This is a genomic window from Chondromyces crocatus (assembly GCF_001189295.1).
Lineage (GTDB): Bacteria > Myxococcota_A > Polyangia > Polyangiales > Polyangiaceae > Chondromyces > Chondromyces crocatus.
Window position 1 is genome coordinate 10,087,719 of the sequence record NZ_CP012159.1, and the last position, 12,702, is coordinate 10,100,420.

A 12,702-nucleotide genomic window follows, 5' to 3' on the forward strand; every position below is an offset into this window, starting at 1 on the left:
AGCCGCTATGGACTGCGAGAAGTTCGATCAGCACGTGATGGACGCGCTCTACGAGGAGCTCGACGAGCTCACCCACGCCGCCCTCAAGCGGCACCTGGAGAGCTGCGTCCGCTGCTCCTCGACGCTCGCCGGTCTTCGCGCCACCCGCGACGCAGCGGTGCTCCCCCTGGAAGAGCCCTCTGACGATCTCGATGCGCGCATCTTTGCGGCCGTCGAGGTCGCTCAGCAGCACACCCCCTGGCGGCGCAAGGCACTCCGAGCCCTTGCCTGGGCAGGTAGCCATGCGATGCGCCCTCAGCTCGCCATGGCGGCCCTCTTCGTCTTGGTCATCGGTTCGAGCTTGCTCCTCCTCAGAGCGCGACCCGGCACCGTCGGGATGGGGCCACTCCGCGTGACCGAGCACGGCATGCCCGCCCCCGAGTATGCCGAACCGGCCTATGCCCCTGCCACGCCGGCTCCTCCTGCTCCCCTTGCGAACCAGGTGGTCACCACGCAGAGCGAGGCGAAGCGCATGGAGGACCGCGCGGCCGACAAAGCGGAGAGCGGCAGCCGCACCGAAGCAGCGGCTCCTGCGGCGGACCAAGCACAGACCCGAGGCGACCAGGAGGGCATGAACCGCGCGCCCGCGGGGAGTGCAGTGGAAGCCCTCGCACGCGCTCAGGCGGCGCGTGCTTCATCCGGCTGCAGTGCGGCGCTGCCCCTCTATGACGAGGTGGGAACCAGCTATCCCGGCACGGCGGCGGCACACACCGCCATGTGGGAGGCAGCTCGCTGTTACAAGGGCGCTGGAGACACAGGGCGCGCAAGAGAACTCTTCCTCGCCTTGCGTGCCGTCGACGGCTACCGCGACCGTGTCGAGGCAGAGCTGGGCGAACAAGAAAACCTGGCTCAGAGCCAGACGAAGAACATCGCTGGAGCTCCGGGGGCCGGAGCAGGTCACAGCTACTCGGCACCAGCCCCCGCGGCGCCTCTCCGCGCGGCTGCGAAGCCTGCAGCCACGGAGACGAGCAGAGGGAAACAGGGCAACACGGCCGCAGAGCACGCCGACTCGGACAAGGGTTCGCCAGCACGCGCGACGGGCCAGCAGCGGTCCCAGCCCGCAGCGAGTCCCGCGCCGAGCGAACCTGCGCAGGCCCGCTGATCGACACGCTCACGCTCACTGGCTCCGCTGTCATCGCGTGAGCAGCCAGGTCCCACGCTGACGCCAGACCCTTTCCTGCGACGACGCAGCCGCCCCACAAACCACAACGCCTCAGTTCAGAGGGTTCGGAGCCTCGCGCAGGTAGGCGATGGTCCGTATCGCCTCGACCAGCTGCTCTCGCTCGTCACGTGTCAGGCTCACGAAGCGGATGCCCATGCCAGGGTTGGGCGTCGGACGCAGCGGCGTCACGGCGTTGATCCACTGCACCATCCCCTGCAGCACGAAGGACGAGGCCGCGCCCGGCGGAGAAAACCGCAACGTGATGCGCACGCCTATCGAGAGGGGCGTGGTCGTCCGAACGAAGATTCCCAGCTCGGAGATGTTCGCGATCGAGGCGTAGAGAAAGGTGTCCTCAGCCTCGCAGTCGACGAGCCATGTAACCTGCACGCGCTCTGCTGAGCGGCGATCGTTTTCGCGACCCCCATCCATTGCTCTCTCGCTAGTCCCTTTCATCACCCGCGTCGAGGGCACCTGCAGCAAGCAGACGCAGGGCTTCAACCATCACTGCGCTGACGCGACGAGTCGAGACTCATCCTCGAATCGGAGGATCAGCGGACTCGTACGGGACCAGCAATCACCCGATTTTCGTGCTGCGGCCCTTCCGTGATGCGAAATCTGGAATCTCCGCTGAAGAAACCGAAATACAGCGTGAAATCCCCGGAGAAGTACGGCTCCAGCACGACCTCATGGTCGTCCACCACGACATCGCCCGTCTGCCAGAGGTTCATGGGGTAGCGCCCCTCGAGCACCGCGTGATCACCGTTGTAGCGACGTTGAGAGCCGTCGATGTGGATGAACATCTTCCAGCTCGCCGCGATCGGTCGGAGGACGCGGAAGTATGTCCGTAGACGGTACGCTCGCTGCGTCACCAGGCTGTCGACCACGCGCCCTTCTGCATCCACGAACTCCCAGCCCAGCAGCTCGAGCTGATCCTCGAATCGCGCCTGGAGCGGTCGAGCAATGGATGCCGGCGCCGCATCGAGCACCATCGTCCCCAGCCAGTTCTCATTCGGGTGCCCACCCAGATCGCTGGACACGAGCAGAATCTGACTCGAGCGGCCGTCGAGCACGGGAACATTCCGACCCGATGATTTCCGGTACAAGCTGTTCAGCTTGGGCAAATCGTCAGCCCGTACCACGAGCCAGCGTCTCGCCGAAGGTGGCGGAGAAATCGGTGCTCCCGGAATTGCGGTCAACCACATGAACGCGCGAGCGACGTCCGGGATGGTCTGCACCTCGCCCCCTTGATAGTACGTCGCAGCACGAGCACGGACTCCGAGCACCGCCAGAGGCTCCCCCTCCTTCCGCAAACGCAGATAGGACTCGAACACCTCCTTGGGCGAGAGCTGTGAGGCCAGCGCCGGATAGTACCCGTATCCGAGGATCCCCCCCGCCAGGAGCCCTGCGATGAGCGAGAACACCGCACGCGGAAGCCGCGAGCGTGCGACCACCAGACGAAACCCATCGCGCATCAGGAAAACGAGCAGGGGGACCACGGCGAGCACGACGGGCAGCACCCACCATGCGTTCACCCCGACATCCGCCATCAGCTTGCTCATCTTGGCCACGGCGCCCCACCCGGCACGCCGTCCGACGAAGATCATGCCGCCGAGCCCGACCAGGGCCGCTTCGACGATCACCATCAGAAACACCAGGTTGCCAGCCCACACCGCCAGAAGCGCCTCCATACCAGCCTGGTAGGCGGCCACCAGATCACGCCCCCAGCCCCGGAGCGACGAAGCGATCCGCGAAGGCTGCGCCTCGAACCAGGTCAGGGCTGTAAGGCCGAAGAACGCCCCGAAGGTCGCCATCATCGAGAGCGCCGCCGTGTCCTCGAAGCTCTTCGGAAAGGGCGCCTTTTCCACCGAGAACACGGCGAGCCCTTTGTCCGGCTGCAAGACGAAGTCGCGGTACAGGACGAAGCCCAGCAACATGCTCCCCAGTGCCATGGCCCTGGAAGGAGGAGCCCCCCGCTCGAGATCCAGGATGGCCAGCGCTGCCCCGGCAGCGAGCAGCGCGGGAGCATTGAACGGAAGCGCCCCCGTGCGTGGCGCGAGCAAAGTGATGGCGCCGTAGGCGATGGCGACCGTCACCAGCACCGACACGCGCAGCGCCACCTCCTTCTCCAGCGCATCTCCCTGGGCCCTCACCGCAACGTCGCCGCCAACCGCGGCGCTGCCTGATCCATCGACGCGAGTCCCCTCGCCAGCGTCACGCGCGCCGGTCTCGATGCCCGCCACGACAGGCGGGGGACGGAAGAGACGCCCGAATGCGAACGGCAAGAAGGCGCTCCACGGAAAGAGCGCATGGCCGAGCTGGCGAACCGTGAGATCGAACGTCGACTCCACGGGGGGCTTGCTCAGCAGCGCCACCCCGAGCTCCCGGATCAGGGGTGCATCACTGGGGGTCCCGGAGAGCAACGAGAGCCCGCGCGCAGCAGCGGCCGCCCCCACCACCAGCGCGACGCCGCCAACCAGGTCACCCGTCCTCAGCCCGCCGCGCCTCCACGCCCCGAGCGCCGACGCCCCGCCGCCCCCGACCCGCAAGAGCGCCCAGGTGCAGCCGACCCCCAGCGTCGGAACGGCTACCCCCACGATCAACCCGCGACTCATGTACCCAGCGCACAGCCCGAGCGCGCCCAGCACCCCCCACGCCATGCGCGCCGCCCCACGATCCAGCAGCGCTCCCGTGAGTCCCCCCCAGGCCATCGTCAGGGCCGCCATCGTGACGATGTCCCCGAGCATCGTCCGCGCCTGCATCACGTAGAGGGGCATCGTGCAGACGACGATCACCGCGTAGAGACCCGCCCGCCGATCGACGAAGCGAGCCAGGACCCCGTACAGCACCCAGACTCCCACGAGCGCCCAGAGGGCGAGCGGCAACCGACCGGCCCAGTCATGCAGGCCAAAGAGCTTGAACCCGAGGGCCATCGACGTGAAGCCCAGCTCCCCCATCCGGAGGTCCGAGAGGGTCGGCAAGCCGTTCATCGCGCCAGACAGCTCGAGCTGCCGCGCGCCGAAGACGTTCACGGCAATGCGGCGCGCCAGATCGGCGCTGTCGAGCTCGTACGGATCCCAGATGCCGCTCTTGCCGAGCAGGGGGAACAGCATCACCACCGCCACGACCAAGGCCAGCGCCGGGGCCCAGGAGCGGAGGAGGCTCCCCCCGGGGTGAACCTCTTGCATCACCTGTTTTGGTCGGCTCGAGCCCACCTGAGGGGCATCCTCCTCGCTCGGCGCGCCAGGGCGCACCTCGTCACCGGCGCTTTCCACGGCCGACCCCTTACCGTTTCCTTCGACGCGCGGCCATGGATCGCCGGGATAGCGTTTGTAGCGCCTCCTTCCGTCTGCTATCCGCGCCACGTGACGAAAGGACGTAGCGACAGCGGGCGAGCCGGGCGCGACCCGAAAAGGACAGCGGGATCCCGCGGACCGAAAGCCAGGTCGGGTTCCCCGACCGGAGCGCCAGGCGACAGGCCCGCGCTTCGCAGCAGCCATCGGTCGGCGAACCGCTCGGTTTCACCTCGGCCCGACGACCCATCGGCATCGGACGCTCGCTCTCCACGCGAAGGCGAGCGCTCGACCGACGACACGAAGCCGGCCCGAGGCGCCCGGGAGGACCAGCGACGCGACGATCGCCGAGCACCCCAGGATCGGAGCCACCGCGCCCCCAAGGGCCCTGGCGAGGGCCGCTTCTCGGGAGAGCGTCGAGGACCAGACGCCCGAAAAGGGCGGCCCAAGCCGCGCCCCCAGGCTTCTACGGACGCAGACCCCCGAGCACGACGCGATCCACACGATCGCTCCTCGGCCAAGGCCGGAGAGGTTCGAGGCCGACCTGCGAAGGGAAAGCGACCGTCCTCCGACCGCCCGGCAGGTGCCAAGCGTTCCCCTCGAGAACCCCATCGCGCACCGCCGCCCCGCGAGGGTCGCGCGTCGCACCATGAACCGGAACCCGCGCGCAGCGAACAGCGCCCGGTGCCCGAAGGCCCCCAGCGCTCCGGCAGGGTCGCGCTCCTGGGCCGGCCGAACGTGGGCAAGTCGACCCTCCTCAACGCGGCGCTCGGTCATCCCTTGGCGATCGTCTCGCCCACCCCTCAGACCACCCGAGACGCCATCCTCGGCGTCACGCACCACGGCTCCGCCGAGCTGATCCTCCTGGACACCCCCGGCCTGCACCGCCCCCTCACCGAGCTCGGACGCGCCATGAACGACGCTGCCCGCGAGGCTGCGCGGAGCGCCGACGTGGTCCTGTTCATGGTGGAGGTGCCGCAGGTGCAAGGCGACAAGCCGCGTCTGCCTCGACCTCACCCGGGCGACGTCACCCTCCTCGCCGATCTAGCCCCCGAGACGATCGTGATCCTCGTCCTCAACAAGATCGACCGCATCCATGACAAGCGGCTGCTCTTGCCCTTGATGTCGGCCTTCGGGCAGCTCCGAGAGTTCACCGCCATCGTCCCCCTCTCCGCGCTGAAGAAGGACGGTGTGGCGCATGTGCTCGACGAGGTCGCCCGTCACCTCCCCGAAGCGCCCTGGCAACATGGCGCCGAAGAGATGACGGATCGTCCCACGCGGTTCTTCGCGGCCGAGTACGTGCGCGAACAGATCCTGCGCGCCACCAAGGCCGAGGTCCCCCACGCTTGCGCGGTCCACATCGATCGCTTCTTCGAGCCTGCGGGCGGAGGCGTCGTCCATATCGACGCGACCATCCACGTCGAGCGCCCTGGCCAGAAGGCGATCATCATCGGCGCGGGCGCGGAGATGCTGAAGCGCATCGGGACCCAGGCCCGCGGACGCATCGAGGAGCTGGTCGGACGCCAGGTGAACCTGAAGCTCTGGGTGCGCATCTCTCCGGACTGGCGCAAATCGTCGCGAGAGCTCCAGCAGCTCGGCTACCGCGACGCCACGGGCGGCGCATCTGCGACCGGTGGAACGCTCCTCTTCGCCAACTTGCCGGACGACATCGAAGCCCCCCAGGGCGACGAGGTCGATCTCGACGCCCCCGAAGAAGACGACGGCCTGGAGTCCGAGCAGATCGAGATCGACGAGGACGAGACCGACGACGACTCCGCTCTCTCCCCCCAGGGCGACGAGGCGGATGCCGACTCGGACGATGAGTCCGGTGACAGCGACGAGGCGGACGAACCCGCCGCAGAGGAGAACCAGTGAAATCGGCGCGACGAAAGAAGAAGGAGGAGGAAGAAGCCCTCCTCGACCAGGAATCCCTCACCGAGGGTGACGCGCCGATCCCCGAAGCGTCCCGGGCCCCATCCTACGGGCTCGTCGCGCTGGTCGGCCGACCCAACACGGGGAAGAGCACGCTCTTCAACCGGCTCGTCGGCAAGCGTGTCGCGATCGTGCACGACGAGCCGGGAGTCACCCGGGATCGTCACTACGCCGACGCGATTGCAGGCAACAAGCGGTACACCCTCGTCGACACGGGGGGTCTCGATCCCGAGAGCGACGACCCCATGAGGCAAGGCATCGCACGCCAGGTCGAGCTGGCGATCGCGGAAGCCGATGTCGTCATCTGCGTGCTCGACGCCCGCGTCCCCATCACCCCTGCAGAGCACGCCGAGCTCGGCCTCCTACGCCGTTCCCAGAAGCCTGTCATCTACGTCGCCAACAAATCCGACAACCCCCGCCTGGAGACGGAGGCCACCGATCTCTACCGGCTCGGCATGGAACAGCTCCTCCCCGTGAGCGCCCTCCACGGCCGGGGCACGGGCGATCTGGAAGACGCCATCGAGGCGGCTCTCCCCAAGGAGCCTCGCGTGGAGCCCCCGTCTCATGAGGGCGCCATCCGCGTCGCGTTGATCGGCCGCCCCAACGCCGGCAAGTCCTCGCTGGTCAACCGGGTCTTCGGCGAAGAGCGCATGCTCGTCGACTCGCGCCCGGGTACCACCCGCGACGCCATCGACACCCTCGTCGAGCGCCGCGGCCACCGCTTCCTCCTCATCGACACGGCGGGCATCCGGCGCAAGTCCAAGGTCCACAAGGAGGGGAGCCCCATCGAGGCGGTGAGCGTGCTCCAGGCCATCCGGGCCATGGAGCGCGCCGAGGTCGTGGTGCTCCTCTGCGACGCGGCCGAAGGTGTGGCGGAGCAGGACGCGAAGGTCCTCGGCCTCGCCGTCGATCGCGGCAGCGGCGTGGTGATCGCCCTCAACAAGATGGATCTCCTCGACCGCAAGACGATGACCAAGGCCGAAGAAGATGCCCGCGACAAGCTGAGCTTCGCCCCCTGGGCCGACATCTCCCCCGTCAGCGCAAAGACCGGGCGCGGCGTCGACCGCCTCCTCGATCACATCGCCAACGTCGCCGACGTCTACCGTCGCCGCGTCTCCACGGGAGAGCTGAACCGCTTCTTCGAGCAGGTCCTCGCGACGCACCCGCCGCCGACCCATGGAGGTCGCGCGCCCCGGCTCTTCTACATCACCCAGGCCGAGACCTCGCCCCCACTCTTCGTCGTCCTGGCCAGCGACCCGGAGAAGATCCACTTCAGTTACCGGCGCTATGTCGCCAACCAGCTCCGCAAGGCCTTCAAGCTGGACGGGGTCCCCGTCCGCGTGAAGTACAAGGCGAGACGACGCCGCGGCGCAGAGTGACCCTCGGCCGTCGCTCAGCTCGACGGCCCGACGCCCCCACATCAACCCGAGAACATCCCTGCCAGGTCCCCCGCCAGCTGGCGCACCGAGGGATCAGGATCGAGCGTGGCGGCCTCCTCGAGATGAGGCACCACCTCGACCCAGCCAGTCCCCCCTACAGCTCGTAACGCATCCCAACGAACCTCTGGCGTCGGGTGACGCGTGTCCGTGAGGAGCGCGTGCAGGATCTCGGCGTCTGCGCATAATGGCGCGACGGCCGACAGCTCCAGGAGCGCCTGCTGCCTCGCGCCCGACTCGAGATCCAGCGCCAGGTGCTCGAGGATCTGACGGCAGTCCCGCGCAGGCAGCACGCTCCTGATCTGCAGGGCGGCGGCGCCAGGATCCGGACCTTCGAGCCACAGCGCGGGAGAGAGCCCCAGCCGCAGCGTCGCGGCACACCCCTCCGGGCTCGTCCAGGTGATGCTCGCGTACTCGTCAGCGTCATCGCGCTCTGCGCCCGACCACGCCCAGCCCAGGTGAGCCAGGTGCCGGCTCACATCGTGGTGTGTCAGGGAACCTGGAAGCGCCAGCTTGAGCGCGGAAGTCGACGAAGCCACCGGATCCCCTTGCGCCGCGTCCGTGGGGATCAGCGCGAACGCCTCCGTCAGCCACCGCGTCAGCTCCCCCTCCTCGTCCCCACGGATCACGAAGCGCTGCGCCTGCCGGATCTCGTCCTCCAGGTAATGCAACACGCTCGCACCGTCGGGCGTCAGCCAGGTGAGCGTCAGCGCCCGGTCCTTCCCGGCAGGCTGCACCTCGTCGAGCCACAGCCCTGCTTCCCACGCGAAGCGCATCACGGCCCGCCTCAGGATGGGGCTCGCGGTGGTGAACCGCGCCGCCACCCCGAGGTAGTTCGGTGGTCGTGGCATGAACCCCGTCTGACCGAGACACCGCGCAGCGGCGGTACGAACACGCCGCATCGGATCCGTCAGGGCCAGCCCCTGCACGGCTTCCTCCAGTCCATCGATCGCATCCGGCGGCGCGAACAGGAGCGCGGCGTGGCGCACTTCGGCTTCCGGGTGCTCGAGCGCCAGCTGGAGCGCCTCCCCTACTGGCGCATCGGGTCGCAGCTCCGCGATCAACGCAACGCGCGACAGCCCGGCCATCCACGTCTCTCGATCGCGGGTGACCCGAAGACGCTCGAGCAGCTCTTCCGCGAGCTCTCCACCGAGCAGCGCCGACATCCGCTCCGCGATGGGTGCAGGGTCTTCTCCTCGCACGACCATGTAGACGACATCGAGGCCCGAGTCGTAAGCCGTCGTGACCGCGGTCCGCTCGTCGAAGGTCGACCACTCCACACGGACATCGTGACCAGGCGTCGCGGCGTGAAGATCCTTCCACCAGAGACGCACCTCTGCAGCAGCACGACGGATGTCGGCGCAGCGCGTCCCAGGAGGCAGCAAGACCAGGATCGCGTCCTCGGAGAGCTCGAGCGAATGCACGCCCGCCTCCAGGTCGTCGTCGTCGTCTTCATCCTCGGAGCCGAAGTCGCCGTCCTCCAGGTCGTCGTCGTCGAGCGACGCGCTCGCCATCGCTGCGGCAAGGAGGTCATCGTCGTCTTCTTCCAGATCCATCTCGTCGGCGGCTCCCAGCATGGCCGCCGAGCAAGAGAGTTCGAGGACCACCTGCGGACCGAGCTGCTCGCGAAAGAACGGCATGGCGATCATCAGCTCTGCGACGAGCTGACGCACGATGACGTTGACCTCCTCTTCCAGGTCGAGCCTCCGCACGCTGCTCAGCGCGGCATCGACCGTCTCTGCGAGCTGCTGCCCCGAGAACGAGAGCACCACGCCGATCTCATCCAGCAGCGACGCTTCCTCGGACAGCAGCACCGCACGCGCGTGGTCGAGCAACTCCTCGAGCGTTCCCTCCCCTGAAGCCACCAGCTCCAGCTGCACCGGCAGGAGCGCGAGTGAACGCTGCTCGAGACACGGCGCCACCACGAACAAAAGGTACACGACCCTGAGCAACACCTCTCGATCGCACGGAGCTGCGTCGAATGAAGAAGCAAGGGTACACCCATCGAGCAGCACGAAGATCGCTCTCGCGATGTCCTCGTCGTTGACGTCGCCCCCCGACTTCATGGTGACGAGCTGCTCGAAGGTCTCATCAACGACCGACTGCCACGACGTCATGGGGCAAGACGCTACCAGATCACCGAGCGTCAGGAGGTGAGATCGCAGCGCTGCGCATCAAGTGAATGGGGCGGGCGGGCGGAGCGACGTCGTCCTCGGCGGCCGCCGAGCAGAGGCGGGCAGATCAGGTCGTAGGTGCACCAGACGACGTGAACGGCGCGAGCACGTCAGAGACACGAGCCAACCGCACGACGTCGTAGATGTCGTAAGGGAATGCCGGAACATCCACCCGGAGAGACCCTCCCCGACGCTCGGTGGCAATTGCCATGTCGAGATCGATGAGATGACGCCGGTCGAGCGCGCCCACCCGGCTCTCGTCGTCGACGGCCTGGAGTAGACGCGCCGCGCCATGCGCGCCGAACTCTGCGTGCCCGGCGATCACTGAATCCACCGCCTCCGGTGAAGGCTTGGAGGCATAGACGGGGTGGACCCGGTTCACCACGAACGCGTCGCGCTTCATCTTCTGCTCCCGCAGACGATCGGCGAAGAAGAGGACCTCACGGACGCAGAGCGGGTCTGGCGTGGTGACCAGTACGTACGCCACGTCCGGCCCTCGGAGGGCCGCGGAGACCGTCTCGGCTCGAGCCCGCCAGCCGCCGAAAACGGTGTTGATCTCCGTGATGAACGAGGCGACCTGCTCCAGGAAGCCCGAACCCGTGAGCTTGCCCATCCCCTTCAGGACGGCCGCGGTCGAACGGGCGAGGAGGTTGAGCGACAGCTTGCCCGAGCTCTGGAACGCTTGCACGAACCAGCGCGTCGCGGCGCTGTCGATGGCACCGACGAGGCGCTCTGGAGCGTCGAGGAAGTCGAGCGCGTTCGTGGTGGGGGGCGTGTCCAGCAAGATGATGTCGTAGGCGGGGTCGTCCTTCACCGCGTAGAGCTTCTCCATCGCCATGTACTCCTGCGTTCCGGCGAGGGAGGTGGAGATGTACTTGTAGAGCACGTTCCCGAGGATGCGGTCCCGCTGCTCCGCAGAGGGAGCGAGCTGGGTGACGAGGCTGTCGAAGGTCGACTTCGTGTCGAGCATCATCACCGTCATCGAGCCCGGGACATCGACCCCCGCACGGGCGAAGACAGCCGGGTCGATGGTCTGCGCCTCTGTCGTCATCTCCTCGATACCGAGACTCTGAGAGAGTCGCCGGGCAGGGTCGATGGTGAGGCAAAGGACGCGCTTGCCGCGCCGTGCGGCGGCGAGGCCGAGCGCTGCCGAGGTGGTCGTCTTGCCGACACCGCCGCAACCGACACAGAGGATCACGCGGCGGCTGTCGAGCAAGGCGCCGAGGCCTCCGGGAGCGCTCTCGAAGCCGGCGGGCGAGCGCCATGCCGGAGGCGGGGATGCGGGCTGGCCAGGCCGTGCAGGAGGAGTCACGGGGCGCCTTTAGCACGAACAGGGGGTCGACGGCGCACCCGGCGTGCGCTGCGCTCGCGAGCGAACGCGATCCAGACCCTCCGATCGCGACGATCCACCACGCGACCCGACGATCCGCTCAGGCCGCTGCGCGCAGGATCCGCAGGCAACCTGCCGCCGCCCGGGTCATCGAGTCATTGCGGGCAACCGTCCCACCACGCCCGCACAACAGCACCTCTGCTCCATCGAAATCCAGGCAACGCACCTCGACCTCCGGGCTGAGCGACGCAACCCGGGAGCCCACGGATGCGCTCGCGATGGCGTGAGGATTCGCGAGTAGCGGTGCGTAGGCCGCGAGCTCCTCGCAGGCCGGCCATGCCCCGGCACCGGCGACCAGACAGCCACTGTCGTCCACGAGCACCACCGCCTCCAGGTGTCCCGAGGCACGCGCTGCAGCGAGCTGATAATGAAGTGCAGTGATGGGATCTTCGCTCCGGCGGCGCCGACGCTCGGAGAAGCTCAAAGGGGAAGCGCCCTCGGCTGGGGCGGCGGAGGCAGGACGCTCGTTCGTTTGCATCGCGACAAAGCATGCTCGTCCAGCGCAGTGCAGGCCAAATTTGGTAACGTAGCGGCACGATGCGCGGGTTCATCGACCTGCATGCTCACTGGGTCGCCGGAGTCGACGACGGCGCCAGAAGCTTCGCCGACAGCATGAACTTGCTTTCCGCGCTGCATTCTGCGGGGTTCGACAAGGTCGTGGCCACCCCCCACATGCGCCCCGGCATGTTCGACAACACCCGCGATCAGCTCTGCACCGCCTACGAAGCGACCTGTGAAGCGCTCCGGGGAACGCGGCAGACACTCCCCGAGCTCGGCCTCGCCTCCGAGCACTTCTTCGACGATGTGGTTTACCAGCGCCTCCTCGAAGGCCTCGCCCTCCCCTACCCCGGAGGGCACGCCGTCCTGGTGGAGTTCCCGAGCCGCAGCTTCCCCGCACAGGTAGCGCACAGGTTCTTCGACCTCCGACGGCGGTGCAAGCTTCGCCCCGTGCTGGCTCACCCTGAGCGCTACGAGCCAGTCTTCAAGGAGGTGAGGGTGCTCGACCCGCTGATCGACGGCGGCGCGTTGCTGCTCCTCGACGTCGCTGCGCTCGTTGGCAAATACGGACGTGCACCGCGACGGGCCGCCGAGGAGCTGCTCGACGAAGGCTACTACTACGCCGCCTGCAGCGACGCGCACCACGCGAAGGACGTGATCGACGTCGAGCGGGGTATTGCCGCGCTGTTCCAGCGGGTCGGTGAGGAAGAGGCGACCTTCTTGATGGTGGACGGTCCACGAGGGATCCTCGACGGCAAGATCGAGGACTGACATTTCTCAT

Annotated in this window: 9 protein-coding genes; 4 read left to right on the forward strand and 5 right to left on the reverse strand. The window is 67.8% G+C overall.

Annotated elements, in window-relative coordinates; all coding sequences use genetic code 11:
* The first annotated feature begins 7 nt into the window (after window positions 1–7).
* A complete protein-coding gene (locus CMC5_RS36505) occupies window positions 8–1,141 on the forward strand; it encodes an anti-sigma factor family protein (RefSeq protein ID WP_063796412.1) in 1,134 nt (377 codons plus the stop codon).
* 111 nt (window positions 1,142–1,252) lie between these two features.
* On the opposite strand, the gene CMC5_RS36510 is transcribed toward CMC5_RS36505, so the two are convergent.
* Both CMC5_RS36510 and CMC5_RS36515 read right to left on the reverse strand, forming a co-directional pair.
* The gene (locus CMC5_RS36510) at window positions 1,253–1,654 is read right to left on the reverse strand and encodes a PilZ domain-containing protein (RefSeq protein WP_342673973.1); all 402 of its coding nucleotides are present in this window, start codon (window positions 1,652–1,654) and stop codon (window positions 1,253–1,255) included.
* Between the two features lie 95 nt (window positions 1,655–1,749).
* Entirely contained in the window at window positions 1,750–4,473 is a 2,724-nt protein-coding gene (locus tag CMC5_RS36515) for an ArnT family glycosyltransferase (RefSeq protein WP_245678052.1), read from the reverse strand.
* 702 nt (window positions 4,474–5,175) lie between these two features.
* Between CMC5_RS36515 and era the strand changes: the two genes are divergently transcribed.
* Together era and der are read left to right on the forward strand one after the other, a co-directional pair.
* Complete coding sequence (gene era / locus CMC5_RS46265) at window positions 5,176–6,366, forward strand: GTPase Era (RefSeq protein ID WP_050434730.1); 1,191 nt, start codon at window positions 5,176–5,178, stop codon at window positions 6,364–6,366.
* Window positions 6,363–7,802, forward strand: coding sequence for a ribosome biogenesis GTPase Der (gene der, locus CMC5_RS36525; protein ID WP_082363127.1), 1,440 nt, complete (start codon window positions 6,363–6,365; stop codon window positions 7,800–7,802). Before era ends, der begins: the two co-directional genes overlap by 4 nt.
* A gap of 41 nt (window positions 7,803–7,843) precedes the next feature.
* Here der and CMC5_RS36530 read toward each other — a convergent pair whose 3' ends face one another.
* The 3 genes from CMC5_RS36530 to CMC5_RS36540 all read right to left on the reverse strand — a co-directional run bounded on the left by CMC5_RS36530 (window position 7,844) and on the right by CMC5_RS36540 (window position 11,901).
* Window positions 7,844–9,976 (reverse strand): hypothetical protein, encoded by a 2,133-nt coding sequence (locus CMC5_RS36530; protein ID WP_050434731.1) that lies wholly within the window; start codon window positions 9,974–9,976, stop codon window positions 7,844–7,846.
* Window positions 9,977–10,100: 124 nt separating this feature from the next.
* Window positions 10,101–11,345, reverse strand: a complete 1,245-nt coding sequence (locus tag CMC5_RS36535) for an ArsA family ATPase (RefSeq protein WP_245678053.1) — start codon at window positions 11,343–11,345, stop codon at window positions 10,101–10,103.
* A 118-nt stretch (window positions 11,346–11,463) separates the two neighbouring features.
* Window positions 11,464–11,901 carry a hypothetical protein gene (locus tag CMC5_RS36540; RefSeq protein ID WP_245678054.1) on the reverse strand — a complete coding sequence of 146 codons (438 nt, stop codon included), beginning with the start codon at window positions 11,899–11,901 and terminating at the stop codon, window positions 11,464–11,466.
* A 59-nt stretch (window positions 11,902–11,960) separates the two neighbouring features.
* On the opposite strand from CMC5_RS36540, the gene CMC5_RS36545 reads away from it, so the two are divergent.
* Window positions 11,961–12,692: a tyrosine-protein phosphatase gene (locus CMC5_RS36545; protein ID WP_050434732.1), complete on the forward strand. Its 732-nt coding sequence runs from the start codon at window positions 11,961–11,963 to the stop codon at window positions 12,690–12,692.
* Window positions 12,693–12,702: the final 10 nt, after the last annotated feature.